Origin of the sequence: Ornithinibacillus gellani (assembly GCF_003730295.1) — a bacterium.
In the GTDB taxonomy this organism is placed as follows: Bacteria; Bacillota; Bacilli; order Bacillales; family Amphibacillaceae; genus Ornithinibacillus_A; species Ornithinibacillus_A gellani.
Genome location: NZ_QTSZ01000017.1, coordinates 122,612 through 137,845 on the forward strand (window position 1 = coordinate 122,612; position 15,234 = coordinate 137,845).

Genomic DNA, 15,234 nt, shown 5'->3' on the forward strand with positions numbered 1-15,234 from the left:
TTCCTCCTAAGATTCGATTAATTCTTTCGTATCCTCTAAGCGGACAGATACCAAACGGGAAACCCCAGATTCCTGCATGGTAACGCCGTATAGAACATCCGCTTCCTCCATCGTTCCTTTACGATGTGTGATTACGATAAACTGTGTTTCTTTGCTGTGCATCCTGACATACTTTGCAAATCTAGCCACATTTGCTTCATCCAATGCAGCTTCTACTTCATCCAGCACACAAAATGGCACAGGTCGAACACGCAAAATGGCAAACAATAAAGAAATGGCTGTCAACGCTCTTTCCCCACCAGATAATAAACCAAGGTTTTGTAATTTTTTTCCTGGTGGCTGTGCAATGATATCGACTCCAGTCTCTAACATATTTTTAGGGTCTGTTAATTTTAACGCTGCGTGTCCCCCACCAAATAACGCCTTAAATACAACGGAAAATTCTGCTTGAATTTGAGAGAAAGATGCCTCAAAAAGCTTTTCCATTTCCTCATCCATTTCAGAAATCACCGCAAACAAGGTTTGTTTCGCTTCTACTAAATCCTGTTTTTGTTCACTTAAAAATGTGTATCGTTCAGAAATACGGTCATACTCATCAATGGCACCGATATTAACAGTGCCAAGTCGCTCTATCTGGGTTTTCAAATCTTTTACTGCGGTTTGCGCAGCAGTAAGGTCTTCTACCTTTTCATAGCTTTGCTGTGCACGCTCAAAGGTAATCATATATTCTGTTTGAAGATGGGAAAGTTTATTTTCTAAATCAACATCCAGTCGATTTGCTTTGACCTCTTTCTGCTGAATGGATTTTATCTTTTCTTGATGCTCTCGTCCTTCTTCCTTCAATTCACGTTCTGCATCTTGTAATAATTGTGTTCGCTTTTGGCGATCACCACGTTGCTCTTGAATTTTAATCAATAATTGTTCTCGTCTATCGGTGTGTGATGCAATTTGCTCATCCATCGTTATCCCAGACTCTTGCTTTTCATGCAGCTCCTCTAATTCTTTCAATTCACCTGCTGCTTCTTCATACGATTGTCTTGCTTCCTCCAACCGTTTCATTTGACCAGCTGTTTTTTCTCTTTGGTATCGTTCCCGTTCTTCCTGCTCAGCAAGTGCGATTTCAGCCTGGTGTAAATGTTGCTGCAACTGCTGACGATTGTCTTTGAAGGCTTCCAAATCCTTCGTTCGCAGGTCTATCTGATGTTGAAGTTCTGCAAGACGGGCCTCTATTGCTGCCAAATCTTGCTGCAATTGTTCATCCCGCAATTCAAATGCCTTATCATCTTCAGCAAATTGCTGTTGATCCCGATCATAAAGTGTTAAATTTTCTTGTAAGACTTTAAGCTCTGTTTGTTGTGTAGTTTTTTCCGCACGGAGCTTTTGTAATACAGTTTGTGTTTCAGCCATGTTTATTTCCAATTGTTTTACTTCATTTGCTTTATCTATTGCTTCACGTTTTAGTTGATTCACATTTTGCTCAAACGTTGCAGCACGTTGCTCGTAAGTAGCTAGTTTAGCAGTAATATCCTGTAAATCCTTTTCCCTTGTAAACAAAGATTGATTCGTCTTTTTTTGTGCTCCGCCGGTCATGGCACCTCCAGGATTAACAACGTCTCCTTCTAATGTAACGACTCGATAACGTCGATTCAATAGCGCAGCAATCGCATTGGCGTCTTTTAAAGTCTTAGCAACTACGACATGTCCCATCACATGTTGGATTGCCTTCACATAGGAATTTTCTACATCGACTAAGGCTGCAGCAACACCAACATAACCATCATGCTGATCCACTTGACGGATTAAATCAGCTGGGATGAATCGCGGCTGTAAGACATCCAATGGCAAAAAGGTTGCCCGTCCATTATTCGTTTGTTTCAACCATGTAATCGCTTCACGCGCAGCCTGTTCATGTTCCACCACGACGTGCTGTGCCTGACCACCCAATACCGTTTCAATCGCAGTAATATATTGTTTGGGTACCTGGATCAAATCAATTATTGCACCGTGAATATTTGTAAGCTGCCCTTTTTTTCTAGCTTTTAAAACAGCTTTTACGCCATGAAAATACCCTTGATAATCAGCTTTCATTTCTTCCAGCATTTCTTTTCTGGATCTTAGTTTTTCAATATGCTGCAAGCCTTGATATAGTTTATGCTGGGATTCCTCTGCTCGTTTTCTATCTTGCTCAAGATCTGTTTTCAATTGGGTATAAGCAGCATTTTGCTCTGTAGCAACCTGTTCCGCTTTTTCTAGTTCACCCTTTGTTTTGGCAAGCTTTTCTTCCCAGGATGATCGTTTTTTTAACAAGGAATGAAACTGGTCTGACTGATTGTTTTGTTTCACTTGCATTTGCTGCTTCTGTTGGTTTATCGACTGTCTTTCATTCCGCTTTGCTGCTTGTTCATTTAAGTATTCGATATAGTCCGATTTCATGTTTTCTATTTGCGCAGCGATATCATCCTGTCCTTCTTCCAGTTGTTCTTTCCATTGTAAAACCTTATTCTTGGTCGATTTCTTTTCCTTTTGCAATCCATTCAAAACTTCTTTTTCCGTTTGCAGTTGCAACTCCATTTGGGATATTTTTTCCGACCATTCTATTTTTTGTGTTTCTAATTTTTCCTTGTTTTCGGCATAATGCTTCGTCCGTTCTAAAAGCAAACGTTTCTTCCCCTCAAACTGCTCTAATCGCTGTGTCGCCTCTAATAAATCTGCTTGCAAGACTTCGATTGCCTTATCTAACTGGTCCAATTCTGAACGTTCTTTTTCTAATTTCGATTCTGTATGCTGCATCGCCGTTTTCAGTGCAATTTCCTGTTGTTTTTCTTGTTCCAAAAGATGTAATAATGACTGCCATTCTTCATGCAATGCTTCTATTTCAGTCACTAAACAGGAAATTTCATGGTCCTTTAAACGGCCCTTAAGCTCTACATATCGTTTTGCCTTCGCGGCTTGTTCTTCTAACGGTTCAATTTGTTGTTCAATTTCATGAATGATATCATCCACGCGATTTAGATTTTCTTCTGTCTCCGCTAGTTTATATTCTGCTTTTCTTTTACGCTGTTTGTATTTTAAAACTCCTGCCGCCTCTTCAAATATCGTCCGTCGTTCCTCAGCTTTTGAGCTTAATATTTCTTCTACTTTTCCCTGACTTATAATTGAGAATGCTTCACGGCCTAAACCGGAATCCATAAACAATTCAACAATATCTTTTAGGCGACAGGATTGCTTATTTATATAAAACTCACTATCACCAGAACGATAAACTCTTCTGGTAACACTAACCTCCTTATAATCAAGCGGCAATGATTCAGAGGAATTATCTAAAACAAGTGTCACTTCAGCAACATTCAATGGTTTCCGTGTATCGCTGCCTTGAAAGATAATATCCTCCATCTTTGCACCACGCAACGTCCTGGCCGACTGCTCACCAAGTACCCAGCGAATCGCATCCGTAATATTACTTTTCCCACTGCCGTTTGGTCCAACAACAGCTGTCACACCGGGAACAAATTCAACTTGGATTCTCTCGGCAAATGATTTAAAGCCAACACTTTCTAATCTTTTTAAATACATATACATTCTCCTAAGCTATGAGAAACACGCTTTCATCTATTTTAAGACGTGATAATTTTCAGATAGATTTCTAATAACAACTTGGCAATTTAACGCATTTATTTTATCATATTGTTATTGACAAAAGAAGCAAGCAGTATAATCTATTTTGTTGAAATTCCTGTATGGACTGAGGTGTTAACATGAATTTAGATCAACCATCCAAAGAAAATCTAACATTTATCTTGGAAGAATTATCTGAACGGCTTGCAGTTGCAAATCGCTTCATCATGGATCCGGATGGGTATGATTTAGACCGATATGACGACTTAAAGTTTATGTATGATGTCGTTATCCAAAAGGGCCGGCTAAGTCCTTCCGAAACGCAAGCATTCATCGAGGAGCTACGTGCTGTAAGAAAATAAAATGAAACTTCAATTAGTGGGGGATTTTCACTCTTTCCCCACTGATTGTTAGTTGAACCAATCAGGCCTTTACTGGCTGTTGATCTGTGATAAATCGTATGCACAAATCCATTATGACGAGGAAAAAGACTGTTATTCTTGTTTGATGAATGACAGCCTTTTTCCTTGTTTATTGCTTATGATTCTTTGAGTTGGTCCAGCGCATGTTTCGCAGCACGCTGCTCTGCTTCTTTTTTCGTACGGCCGGTTCCTTCACCTACTGGCTGCAGCTGAATGAGTACTTGTGATACAAATTCACGATCATGAGAAGGACCCTTTTCCGCTACAATTTGATACTCAATCGTTTGATTTTTAGTTTGCTGTACAATCTCCTGTAATCTGCTCTTATAATCCATCGCATGCGAAAAAGCACCTGTATTTAACTTCGGAAAAATAAAACGTTCAAAAAAACGAAGTACCTCTTGAAAACCTTGGTCTAAATAAAACGCACCTAAAAAAGCTTCAAATACGTCCGCCAGCAAAGCAGGTCTTGTCCGTCCACCTGTTTGTTCTTCACCTTTTCCGAGTAAAACAAAATCATTGAAATGAAGTGTTCTGGCAAATTCAACCAATGATGCCTCACATACAATTGCAGCACGTAATTTAGTCATTTCTCCTTCACTCATATCGGCATTTTCATTATATAAATAATTAGAAATAGCCAATTCCAACACGGCATCACCGAGGAATTCCAAACGCTCATTATCCGAAAATAATTCATTACGATGCTCATTCACATAAGATGAATGGGTAAAAGCCTGTTTAAGGAGCTGCGTATTTTTGAATTGAATGCCTAGCTGTTTTTCCAACTGTTCAAAATGCATGCAGGTCTCACCTCTATTTGGTAGGATATGCAGAAAGTCCCGCGTCATGCGAGACTTTCCCTTTCATATCGAGTGTATACTCGAACAATCATCCTTGGGTACTGTTTATGTAATTAACAGCATCACCAACGGTATTAATCTTTTCAGCTTCTTCATCAGCGATTTCCATATCAAATTCATCCTCAAGCTCCATTACAAGCTCAACAACGTCGAGTGAATCTGCATCAAGATCATCTTTAAATGATGCTTCCATTGTCACTTTAGACTCTTCCACATCAAGCTTATCAACGATAATTTCTTTTACACGATCAAATACTTCTGCCATATCGCTTCACCTCCTTTCAAATCGTTCATATCCCTAGCTATCATACGAGGGAATTTTATCACATAACCATGCCACCGTCTATATGAATCGTCTGTCCAGTTATGTAATCAGCATTGGCCGATGCCAAGAAGCCAACGACCCGCGCTACGTCTTCTGGTGTACCAAGTCTTGCCAAAGGTATCATGGCAAGCATGTTTTCCTTTTGCTCCTCTGTTAATGCATCTGTCATATCAGATGAGATAAAACCGGGTGCTACAGCATTTACAAGTATATTTCTAGATGCCAATTCCTTTGCCGTTGTTTTCGTTAAACCAATGACCCCAGCTTTTGCAGCTACATAATTAGCTTGTCCCGGATTTCCACTTACGCCAACAATCGATGCAACATTAATAATTTTCCCTGCACGCTGTTTCATCATTTGTCTTGTTACCGCCTTCGTACAGAGGAAAACTCCTTTTAGATTGGTATTAATGACTTGATCAAATTCATCTTCCTTCATACGCATCAGCAAATTATCTTTTGTAATCCCAGCGTTGTTGACAAGGATATCTAATCCACCAAGCTCTGTCATGGTTTCCTTCACCATTTGCTTTACACTGTCTTCAGATGAAACATCTGCCTGAATTTTACAAGCTTTACAACCCATTGCCTCAATTTCTTCTACTACGGCCTGAGCTTTAGCCTCACTGCCAGCATAATTTACTACAACGTGTGCACCCTGAGAAGCTAATTCCAATGCAATCGCTCGTCCAATTCCACGGGAAGCCCCGGTAACAAGTGCTACCTTATCTTTTAACATGATGAAACCTCCTTATGCCATTCGATAAATTCCTTTAAAGATGCCTCGTCCTGAATGGTAAAAATGGTTGCTTTACGGTTAATTTTTTTTACTAATCCACTTAATACCTTGCCATTACCCACTTCAACAAAAACATCTACCCCATCCTCCATTAATTGACGAATCGATTGTTCGAATCGTACAGGTGAATATAATTGTTGGATGAGCAATTCTTTAATTTCTTCTTTGGCAATTACTGGAGCCGCTGTTACATTCGCATAAACTGGGATGTTGGCATCCTTCACTTCTACCTGTTTTAAATGACTGGAAAAAGCTTCACTTGCAGCTTCCATTAATCGAGAATGAAATGGCCCACTCACATTTAATGGAATGACCCTTCTTGCTCCTTTTTCTTTTAATAGCGCAGATGCTTGCTCTACGCCTGCAACTGATCCAGAAATAACAATCTGACCTGGGCAGTTTAAATTAGCGATATCAACTACTTCATCTGTAATTTCAGCTAATGCATCCAAAATAACAGCCTCTTCCAAGCCCAGTACAGCAGCCATTGTGCCCTGACCTTTTGGAAATGCTTCCTCCATTAAGCGACCACGTGTGGCTACTAAAGGAATTGCCGCTTCCAACGCAATCGAACCAGCCGCAACAAGTGCACTGTACTCTCCCAAACTATGTCCGACCGTTGCAACCGTACGAATACCTTCCGCTTTAAGGATTTGCTGAAGCGCAATACTGGACAATAATAAGGCAGGTTGTGCATGCTCCGTTTCAGTTAATGTTTCCTTTGGCCCATCAAACATTAGCCCCTGTAAATCTTTACCTAACACGTCATTTGCATGATGATACAATGCCTGTACCTCTGGATAAGCATCGTAAATCTCCTTGCCCATTCCGACATCTTGAGAGCCTTGACCAGGGAACATCAATGCTATTTTCTTCATGACTTCACTCCTCACCCGTATCCAATGATTCCATTGTCTCTTTTATTGTCTCTGTCACCTGATGCTCTACCATATGACAGGCTTGTTTAATCGCATTATAAATGGCTCTCCCATTAGAGGACCCGTGGGCTTTGATCACAGGAGCCGCTAACCCAAACAATCCAGCCCCACCATATTCTGAATAATCCAGTTTGCTTTTCAAGGCGCCCAAATCACCCTTGACCATTGCTGCAGCAAGCTTTGTTTTCATCGATGACATAAATGTTTCCTTCAATAGGGAGAACATCATTAATGCCGTTCCTTCAATTGTTTTCAAAGCAACATTTCCACTAAACCCGTCAGTTACTACTATATCAGCAGCACCAGTCAATAAATCTCTTGCTTCCACATTGCCAATAAATTGGATAGGTGCATCTTGCATCAAAGCAAAAGCCTTCTTTACCAAATCATTTCCCTTACCATCTTCCGTTCCTACATTTAATAAGCCAACAGTCGGGTTATGAATACCACGAACCTTTTCCGTATAAATGGAACCCATAATGGCGTATTGTAATAAATGCTCTGCCTTTGCATCCACATTGGCTCCCACATCGAGCAGCAAAAATCCTTTACCGTCTGCAGTTGGTAATGTTGGACTTAATGCCGGGCGGGAGATTCCGGGAATTCTACCAACCCCAAACAATCCCGCACTCATTAATGCGCCAGTATTTCCTGCTGAAATACAGGCATCCGCACGACCTTCTTTCACTTCCTTCGTCATCAGAACCATAGAAGCATTTTTTTTACGACGTACAGCCCGTACTGGTTCATCCTCTCCAGTAATAACTTCATCTGTGTGTAAAATTTCGATACGAGATGGATCTGATAAATGCTGTTTAATAAGCTGTTCATTACCGATTAATGTAATTTGCAATTCAGGTATCTTTGCTACAGCCTCCATCGCACCTTCCACTATCGCTTGAGGAGCGTTGTCTCCACCCATTGCGTCTATTGCAAGTCTCATATAAAAGCTCCTTTATTAAACATGATCGGAATTCTCAGTGGATCGATACATTTGAAATGTACCCGTAAATACTTTTTCATTCTCTACATAGCTATTTACAGTAACGGTCGTCAAATTCTTTTCACTTATTCCTTCAACTGTTGCTTTGGCTACGACTCGTTCACCAAGTTTTACCTGCCTTCTAAACCGTATATCTGCCTTAGCCGTTAAAGCAAGTTCATCATTTATTACCGCAACTGCTAATGAGTTCGCTTGCGCAAATAAATGATGACCACGTGCAATATGATTTCGTGAAAATACATGTTCACTTCCAATATCTAAAATAGAAATTGCTTTATGATCCAAGTCCAGATCAATTATTTCTCCAATAATTTCTTCTAACGGGAGCGCACGAACTGTTTCATTCCATTGATTGGTCGCAACCGATTTGATACGTTCACGCAACTCCGGTATGGCAAGCTCCAATCGATCCAAACGAATGGTTTGAATACTAACAGAGAACTTCTTCGCCAGTTCTTCATCTGTAATAAATGGTGTATCTTCTATCGTTTGTTTTAATAATTGTTGACGCTCCAGCTTTGGTCTTCTCATCTACAGCACCATCCAAACTAACCCATTTCTACGGTCCAATCATAAAGATTATGACTTGGTCCTAATAGTAATATATAATACCAGGAGGTTGATTGCAAGCATGTTTTAGTCCAGTTTTAATGTATAAACGCCTTCCGATTCAAGATAGCTTCGAATTGGTTCAAAGGCAGGATTGTTATCTAAAGCATTGGTTTCAATAACTTCTGCTGCATCCTTTCTTGCTGTTTCCAATGCACGATAATCATGAATCATATCTGCAACTTTAAAGTCCGGTAAGCCGCTCTGTTTTTTTCCAAAAAAATCACCGGGACCACGAAGCTTTAAGTCCTGTTCTGCTAATTCAAATCCATCGGTTGTTTCTGACATGATTCGCATACGTTCTTTCCCGGTTTCACTCTTGGGGTCAGCGATTAGAATACAATAGCTCTGCTGGTCCCCTCTACCTACCCTGCCGCGAAGCTGATGAAGCTGTGAAAGGCCAAACCGCTCCGCATCATAGATCACCATAATCGTTGCATTCGGTACATTGACACCGACTTCAACCACCGTCGTAGACACAAGAACTTGTATTTGATTCGATGCAAATTCACGCATGACTTCTTCTTTTTCGTCAGAGGAAAGTCTGCCATGCATTAATCCGATTTTCATTTGTTCTGGATAGTAGTCGATCAGCATTTGATGGAGCTCAACTGCGTTTTGAATATCTAATTTATCTGATTCCTCAATAAGCGGGCAGATGACATATGCCTGCTCCCCCATCTGTACATGCTTTTGAATAAATTGCAATACACGTTCCAATGTATTTTCCTTTGTCCAGTAGGTTTCGACTGCCTTTCTTCCCATCGGCATTTCATTAATTACCGATACATCCATATCTCCAAATGCGGTAATAGCAAGCGTTCTAGGTATTGGAGTAGCCGTCATAAATAACACATCTGGATGCATTCCCTTATCACGTAAGATCCTGCGTTGTTCTACACCAAACCGATGCTGCTCATCAACAATCGCAAGTCCCAAATCATGGAAAAACACATCATCCTGAATTAACGCATGTGTACCAACAATAATATGCGCTTCATTGGATTTCAAAGCCGCTAATATTTCACGGCGTTTTTTCCCCTTAATGGAGCCCGTTAATAACACAACATTGGCAAGCCCTGCAAATAATTCGGTTAACGACTGGTAGTGTTGTTCTGCCAAAATTTCTGTTGGAACCATTAAAGCTCCCTGCTTGTTAGCTGTAACAGCAGCGAATAAACCAATTGCGGCCACAGCTGTCTTTCCAGAGCCAACATCTCCCTGTAATAATCGATTCATACGATAAGGAGATTGCATGTCAGCGAGAATTTGTTGTAAAGCATGTGACTGTGCATTTGTCAGCTCAAAGGGAAATGATTGGATAAATTGTTGAACCGCATTTTCATCATATTGCTGCGCATTCCCAGTAACCGCCTCACGTTTTATTTTACGTAATAACTGCATCTTCAGTTGAAATAAGAAAAATTCCTCATATGTAAACCGCCTGCGGGCATGCTTTAAAGCAGTACGATTTTCCGGATAATGCATTGTTTTTAAAGCTGCTCCCCGGGTAGGTAATTTATAAGCCTCCAAGTAATTTTGCGGTAGTATTTCTTTTAATTCGTCGCTATATGTTTGTAATGCTTGCTTCATTAATTTCTTTAGCCGAGCACTAGTCACATTCCCTTTCACCGAATAAATTGGTTGAATTTCAGCCTGAGCACCAGCCTCACCCATTTTATAGTTGTCAACTGTTATTTGCAGACGATGGGCATCCCATTTACCAGTCAAGGTAATCGTTTCATCAGCATGAATGTGTTTTTTGGCAAAAGCCCGATTAAACATGACTGCCCGCACTGCTACTCCTTCTACTTCCACATTAAAGGAGAGTTTTGATCGTTTGCGTCCATAAAAAGACAGGGAAGGTTCATAAAGTACCCTTCCCTCAATGGTTGCCTTATCATCATGAATGATTTCTGCAAGTGGCTTTACTTCATAAAAATCATATCGGAACGGGAGATGAAAAAGTAAATCCTCTATCGTTCGGATCCCCATTAGTTCCAAATCAGCTGCAAATTTCTCTCCAACCCCTTTTAATCTATCCACTGTATCTTCTAGCAATATAACCACACCTTTTAATCATCCTGTTTCGAATAAAAATTGCTCCATCAGTTCATACCTTACCTAACCTTTATGTGCAAAAACGAAACACATTTTTATACAGATAAACCAAATATTTTTTCTTTTAACATCCGTCCTGTCGGTGTATCCGCTAGTCCGCCTTCCCCTGTTTCTCTTAATGCGGAAGGCATTGTTTTACCGATACGATACATCGCACCAATTACTTCATCACAAGGAATTCTACTTGTAACACCAGCAAGTGCCATATCTGCAGACACAATAGCCAAAGATGCCCCGGCAGCATTTCGTTTGACACAAGGAACTTCCACCAGACCAGCAACAGGATCACATACGAGTCCCAGCATATTTTTTAACGTGATCGCAAATGCCTCAGCAGATTGTTGTGGTGTTCCACCAGCCATTTCTACAATTGCAGCTGAAGCCATCGCACCGGCAGATCCAACCTCTGCCTGACAACCACCAGCAGCCCCAGAGATAAAAGCATTATTGGCAACGACAAAACCGAATGCACCTGCAGTAAATAGATAACGAATCATTTGCTCTCGGCTTGGTTTAAGCTGATTTTTTACAGCAAATAATGTTCCCGGAACACATCCAGCACTTCCAGCAGTCGGTGTTGCGCAAATCGTTCCCATTGCTGCATTCACTTCGTTTGTTCCCATTGCTTTACTCACCGCATCCATCATTAATGGACCTGATAATGGTGTTTTCTCTTTCATGTAGGTTTGAATACGAACAGCGTCACCACCTGTTAATCCCGTTACAGATTCTACACCTTTCAAGCTATCTTCTATTGCATTTTCCATTACAATTAAATTTTTTTCCATATCTGAAAGAACGTCTTCACGAGCGCGCTCCTTTACTTCCATTTCCTGGCGAATCATCACTTCTGAGAGAAGGATGTTCTCACGTTCAGCAATTTCCACCAATTCAGCAACTGTACGAAACATCGATATGCCCCCTTTCCCATTCAACTTACAATTTTAGAAATATGTCCAATATATTCAGACGCTTCCAATTCCTTTAATATGGAATCGTCAACATTTTGATCCACTTCAATAACCATCAACGCTTCCTGTCCAACATCTTTTCGATTTACTTCCATATGACCGATATTCACCTCATGCTTCGCTAGTACACTTGTAACAGAAGCAATTGCCCCAAATCGATCATTATGTGTAATCAGCAGTGCAGGGTGGTTACCGGATAATCGTAATTCGAAGCCATTTAATTCCGTAATCTCTACCTTACCTCCGCCGATGGAAATACCCACAAGCTCCACTTGATCCTGGTCATCCCCAATCACAAGTCGTACTGTGTTTGGATGACTAGTGGCCGCGGTATCCTCGACGAATTCATACGTCATCCCATTCGCCTTGGCAAGCTCCAATGATTTACTCATTCTAGAATCGTCCGTTTCAAATCCTAATAAACCACCAATCAACGCAAAATCTGTACCGTGTCCTTTATAGGTTTTCGCAAAAGACTCATATAAGTAAATCGTCGCCCATTTCGGTTCCCGTCCCAACAAATTACGTGCAGCTTTACCGATTCTTGCTGCACCTGCTGTATGTGAACTGGACGGACCTATCATGACCGGACCGATTATATCAAAAACAGAATTAAATTTCATAAACATGCACCACCTTATTCATGATAAAAGCATTGCTTTCTCATCCTTTCTATTATAACAAATATGGCATCTTTATTCATTTGTATAACGTCATATTGGTTACAAAATCATATGGTACAAATGTAATCTTTTTTAATAACTGGGAATATACTTGCAAATACACACATCCAATATTGAATTACCAATTAATAGTCGTGATCCAAAGTTACTTAAATAAATCGCTAATAGTGCGATAACGGATTAGACATCTTTTTTGTATGATATTGTAGGATTAAAAATCCCCCTTCATTTGGTTTAGTCAACCAATATATAAGGGGGAGTTTTATTTATGGAATGCAAATCTATGGAAAAATGGTAATTCCTATCGTACGACTTGCTGCTTTTTCTGTTGATTTTCCGTAATACTTTATCATTAAATCATTTAAATCTGCCTGAAAATCCTGGAACGTTTGATCATCTAATTGAATATCAACCACAGATAAAGTTGAAGCATCTTTTATATCTTCTTTTTTTATATTATTTAAATAGGTTTGATATTGATTAAAAAGTGCAATTTGAAAATAAAAAAAGTAATCTAATTTCTCTTCTATAGAATAAGCTTCCCACTCTTGCGGGCTAATACTCGTTTCTTCTATATTTACGACATAGTATTTTTCAGTTACAGCTCGTACCTTTTCCTCTTTTAATACACGGATAATATTCGCATCGGCAAGCTTTTGTATATGACGGTACAACGTTGCCTGTGATACATCCTGGATAATTTTCACCATATCCAATGGTGTTAATCCCTCTTTATTGTACCCCATTAAAGTACGGACAATTTTCATTCTTACAGGGTGTAATAATACCTCAGCTTTATCCACCTTTATCGCCTCTTTAGCTAGTCATTAAGTTAAGCAAAAGCCCATGCTATCTTGATATTATCATAGTTAATCATAAATTGATATGATGCCATCTTATATTTCACTTCCAATTTATTTATGTTATCATTATTGATAATGATAACATAAAGAGGTGCAAATTATGAAGAAAATTTTAATATTATTTGGCATGCTATTGTTCATGTCACCCATTTCTACTTTTGCAAATACAGCGAAAATCCCCTCAGGGTTACCCTTAAACGAAGTAGAAACTTCAATTAATGAAATTATGGAAAATTATGTTGGAGAAAATAAGGAAATTCCCGGTGCAACTATTTCTATTGTCAAGGATGGTGAAATCATATTTGAAAAGGGGTATGGCTACTCAGACTTGGAAAAACAGACAAGCATAGACCCAAAGCAAACTGTCTTTGAAGCGGCATCCATTTCAAAAGTGTATACATGGACTGCAATAATGCAGCTGGTTGAACAAGGCAAAGTTCATTTACATGATGATATTCGTGATTATTTACCTGATGATTTTTTAGAATTAGACTATCCTGATAAGGTCAGCATACTCGATTTAATGAATCATACAGCAGGGTTTGAAGATACAACAGAGGAATTATTAACGACGGATCCAAATAAAGTCATTCCCTTACAGGATTATCTATCTGATAAGCATGAGCAGCCTTCCCAAGTGTTTCGACCAGGAACTGTGACAGCTTATTCAAACTATGGTACATCCTTAGCTGGATATATCATTGAACGTGTAACAGGAGAAGATTATGCATCATACATGCAAGCGAATATTCTGGATCAGCTTGGAATGAACCTTTCTTCCTTTCAAGCTGATTACAGTGACTTGACCATGATTACAAATCATAAAAGCAAGAGCTATGTAAAAACGAAAGATGATTTTGAAACGGTGGATTGGTCATATGTCAATGATGCCCCAGCCGGTGCTCTAAATACAACCGTACATGATATGGCTAAATTTATGCTGGCTCATTTAGGAACAGGTTACGATCAGTTATTTGAAGATGAGGCAACTTTAGCCGAAATGCATGAACAAACGTCCAGCTTCACGGGAAATGCACATGGTTTTTGGGAACGTAGCGTAAATGATTATAGTATTCTCGAACATAGTGGAAATGCAGTTGGTTATACAACACTGATGACGCTTGTACCGGAAGAAAACTTTGGCGTTGTATTATTTATGAATGTTGGAGAAGAAATGTCCGGCTTAAGAGTAGAATTGTTAAATGCATTGATTGGTGAACAAGAAAAACCTGAAAGGGTACATAGAAGTCCAAATGATGAAAAGGTGGAAGGAACTTATCGAATTGCCAGGGGAATATACACGAACTTTCTCAAGCTGTTACCAATAATCGGAAATTCAGATGTTACTGTTAAACAACATGCATCTGGTGGAATTACGCTACAAACAGCCGCAGATCTCGAACCAATTCTGTATACTGAAACGGATGATTTTGTTTATGTTCGTGTGGATGATACCGTACCACTAATGGATAAGGCGGGAATGGATACGAGTAAAGTGTATTTTCAACTGGATGAATCAGGTCATCTGAAAAAAATGACCTATGGAATCGTGAGTGACTTTCTCCCTGTACCTGCGAAGGATCGTGTAGAGGTCCATATGTTGATCATTATGGTTAGCGTACTGGCGTTCATTCTCTATACACTGGTTGTGCTCATCCAGTGGATTATTCGTAAACGAAAGAAAACCAGCAGGGTAAACATGTTTCCAACCACCGGCATCCTATCCATTATTGGATTGGCAGTGACAATCAATATCATTATTTTATTCGGGCGATTTATGATGGATCCGTTTCAAAAACTAGCAACACTCCGCGTCCATTTGTGGCTTAATATGCTATTGCCAATTTCCATCCTTGTCTGCGGTTATTTTATGTGCAAACAGTGGAAAGACAAAACACGCCTGCAAAACATCGCTCGAACCAGTTTACTGCTTATCAGCTGCATATTCACCCTATTTCTCTATTATTTCCATTTATTGTGGTAGGAATAAGGTAGAAGAAAGTGGATTGCCCTTAAGTAATC

General features: G+C 39.7%; 13 protein-coding genes. 2 read left to right on the forward strand and 11 right to left on the reverse strand.

All coding sequences use genetic code 11. The features are described 5' to 3' along the window. Positions 1-6: 6 nt before the first annotated feature. The gene (gene smc, locus DX933_RS04775) at positions 7-3,573 is read right to left on the reverse strand and encodes a chromosome segregation protein SMC (RefSeq protein WP_123315341.1); all 3,567 of its coding nucleotides are present in this window, start codon (positions 3,571-3,573) and stop codon (positions 7-9) included. Between the two features lie 182 nt (positions 3,574-3,755). Here smc and DX933_RS04780 point away from each other — a divergent pair, with 182 nt between their 5' ends. Continuing rightward, positions 3,756-3,977 (forward strand): DUF1128 domain-containing protein, encoded by a 222-nt coding sequence (locus tag DX933_RS04780; protein ID WP_123315342.1) that lies wholly within the window; start codon positions 3,756-3,758, stop codon positions 3,975-3,977. 176 nt (positions 3,978-4,153) lie between these two features. On the opposite strand, the gene rnc is transcribed toward DX933_RS04780, so the two are convergent. The 10 genes from rnc to DX933_RS04830 all read right to left on the reverse strand — a co-directional run bounded on the left by rnc (position 4,154) and on the right by DX933_RS04830 (position 13,152). Next, the gene (gene rnc / locus DX933_RS04785) at positions 4,154-4,840 is read right to left on the reverse strand and encodes a ribonuclease III (protein ID WP_123315343.1); all 687 of its coding nucleotides are present in this window, start codon (positions 4,838-4,840) and stop codon (positions 4,154-4,156) included. A gap of 88 nt (positions 4,841-4,928) precedes the next feature. Continuing rightward, positions 4,929-5,165, reverse strand: a complete 237-nt coding sequence (gene acpP / locus DX933_RS04790) for an acyl carrier protein (protein ID WP_123315344.1) — start codon at positions 5,163-5,165, stop codon at positions 4,929-4,931. A 58-nt stretch (positions 5,166-5,223) separates the two neighbouring features. Further along, complete coding sequence (gene fabG, locus DX933_RS04795) at positions 5,224-5,964, reverse strand: 3-oxoacyl-[acyl-carrier-protein] reductase (RefSeq protein ID WP_123315345.1); 741 nt, start codon at positions 5,962-5,964, stop codon at positions 5,224-5,226. Next, complete coding sequence (gene fabD, locus DX933_RS04800) at positions 5,958-6,902, reverse strand: ACP S-malonyltransferase (RefSeq protein WP_123315346.1); 945 nt, start codon at positions 6,900-6,902, stop codon at positions 5,958-5,960. Before fabD ends, fabG begins: the two co-directional genes overlap by 7 nt. Positions 6,903-6,906: 4 nt before the next feature. Further along, entirely contained in the window at positions 6,907-7,905 is a 999-nt protein-coding gene (gene plsX / locus DX933_RS04805; RefSeq protein WP_123315347.1) for a phosphate acyltransferase PlsX, read from the reverse strand. 15 nt (positions 7,906-7,920) lie between these two features. Further along, entirely contained in the window at positions 7,921-8,496 is a 576-nt protein-coding gene (gene fapR / locus DX933_RS04810) for a transcription factor FapR (RefSeq protein WP_123315348.1), read from the reverse strand. A gap of 105 nt (positions 8,497-8,601) precedes the next feature. Beyond that, a complete protein-coding gene (gene recG, locus DX933_RS04815; RefSeq protein ID WP_123315618.1) occupies positions 8,602-10,635 on the reverse strand; it encodes an ATP-dependent DNA helicase RecG in 2,034 nt (677 codons plus the stop codon). A 95-nt stretch (positions 10,636-10,730) separates the two neighbouring features. Beyond that, positions 10,731-11,606, reverse strand: a complete 876-nt coding sequence (sdaAA, locus tag DX933_RS04820) for an L-serine ammonia-lyase, iron-sulfur-dependent, subunit alpha (protein ID WP_123315349.1) — start codon at positions 11,604-11,606, stop codon at positions 10,731-10,733. Positions 11,607-11,626: 20 nt separating this feature from the next. Beyond that, positions 11,627-12,289 (reverse strand): L-serine ammonia-lyase, iron-sulfur-dependent subunit beta, encoded by a 663-nt coding sequence (gene sdaAB, locus DX933_RS04825; RefSeq protein WP_123315350.1) that lies wholly within the window; start codon positions 12,287-12,289, stop codon positions 11,627-11,629. A gap of 341 nt (positions 12,290-12,630) precedes the next feature. Beyond that, complete coding sequence (locus tag DX933_RS04830) at positions 12,631-13,152, reverse strand: helix-turn-helix domain-containing protein (protein WP_223805875.1); 522 nt, start codon at positions 13,150-13,152, stop codon at positions 12,631-12,633. Between the two features lie 160 nt (positions 13,153-13,312). Between DX933_RS04830 and DX933_RS04835 the strand changes: the two genes are divergently transcribed. Continuing rightward, on the forward strand, positions 13,313-15,196 hold the full coding sequence (locus DX933_RS04835; protein ID WP_123315351.1) for a serine hydrolase domain-containing protein: 1,884 nt from the start codon (positions 13,313-13,315) through the stop codon (positions 15,194-15,196). Positions 15,197-15,234: the final 38 nt, after the last annotated feature.

Coding starts and splice junctions, on each gene's coding strand:
- smc (WP_123315341.1), bottom strand. CDS start 3,573: ATGTATTTAAAAAGATTAGAAAGTGTTGGCTTTAAATCATTTGCCGAG.
- DX933_RS04780 (WP_123315342.1), top strand. CDS start 3,756: ATGAATTTAGATCAACCATCCAAAGAAAATCTAACATTTATCTTGGAA.
- rnc (WP_123315343.1), bottom strand. CDS start 4,840: ATGCATTTTGAACAGTTGGAAAAACAGCTAGGCATTCAATTCAAAAAT.
- acpP (WP_123315344.1), bottom strand. CDS start 5,165: ATGGCAGAAGTATTTGATCGTGTAAAAGAAATTATCGTTGATAAGCTT.
- fabG (WP_123315345.1), bottom strand. CDS start 5,964: ATGTTAAAAGATAAGGTAGCACTTGTTACCGGGGCTTCCCGTGGAATT.
- fabD (WP_123315346.1), bottom strand. CDS start 6,902: ATGAAGAAAATAGCATTGATGTTCCCTGGTCAAGGCTCTCAAGATGTC.
- plsX (WP_123315347.1), bottom strand. CDS start 7,905: ATGAGACTTGCAATAGACGCAATGGGTGGAGACAACGCTCCTCAAGCG.
- fapR (WP_123315348.1), bottom strand. CDS start 8,496: ATGAGAAGACCAAAGCTGGAGCGTCAACAATTATTAAAACAAACGATA.
- sdaAA (WP_123315349.1), bottom strand. CDS start 11,606: ATGTTTCGTACAGTTGCTGAATTGGTGGAAATTGCTGAACGTGAGAAC.
- sdaAB (WP_123315350.1), bottom strand. CDS start 12,289: ATGAAATTTAATTCTGTTTTTGATATAATCGGTCCGGTCATGATAGGT.
- DX933_RS04835 (WP_123315351.1), top strand. CDS start 13,313: ATGAAGAAAATTTTAATATTATTTGGCATGCTATTGTTCATGTCACCC.